This is a genomic window from Salinimicrobium oceani, assembly GCF_012037645.1.
The window spans coordinates 1-639 of the sequence record NZ_JAAVJR010000190.1; the positions used below are offsets into that span (position 1 = coordinate 1).

Here is a 639-nt window from a genome sequence, read left to right on the forward strand (position 1 = left end):
TCTGAGGATATTGTAGTAGCAAATGATGCTGGTGAATGCGGTGCTATAGTAAATTACTCGGTTCCCACTGCTACAGATGATTCTAGGGAAGAACCTGAAGTTGTTTTATCCAGCGGCCCGGCTTCTGGAGCATTTGTTCCGGTTGGCTCTATTACGGTGACTTATACCGCTACAGACACAGCCGAGAATTCTGCAGAATGTACTTTTACAATAACAGTAACAGACGATGAAGATCCTGTTGTCACCTGTCCTTCTTCAAATATTGTAGAAACAGTACCATTTGGAGAAACTGTTAAAGAAATCTATTATACAGTTCCTTTTGGAGACAATTGCCCGGGATCCACTATTATGCAGACAGATGGCCTTCCTTCCGGAGGTGAATTTCCAGTAGGAGAAACTATAACAAATACTTTTGTTATTACAGATGCCTCAGGAAATATAACCTCGTGTAGCTTCACCGTTACCATCAATGAAGAAGTTGATGAGGAAGATCCGGTGATAACCTGCCCTGGTCAAATAATTTCTTTAACTGATCCCGGCCAATGTGGAGCAACTGTAACCTACGATACACCAGAAGCTACAGATAATTCGGGTAGTGCAAATGTCACAAAAATAAGCGGGCCTGATACCGGTGATGTT

General features: G+C 42.4%; 1 protein-coding gene. It reads left to right on the forward strand.

All coding sequences use genetic code 11. The features are described 5' to 3' along the window. The coding region (locus tag HC175_RS16195; RefSeq protein ID WP_168139432.1) for an HYR domain-containing protein at window positions 1-639 on the forward strand (639 nt) is incomplete at both ends.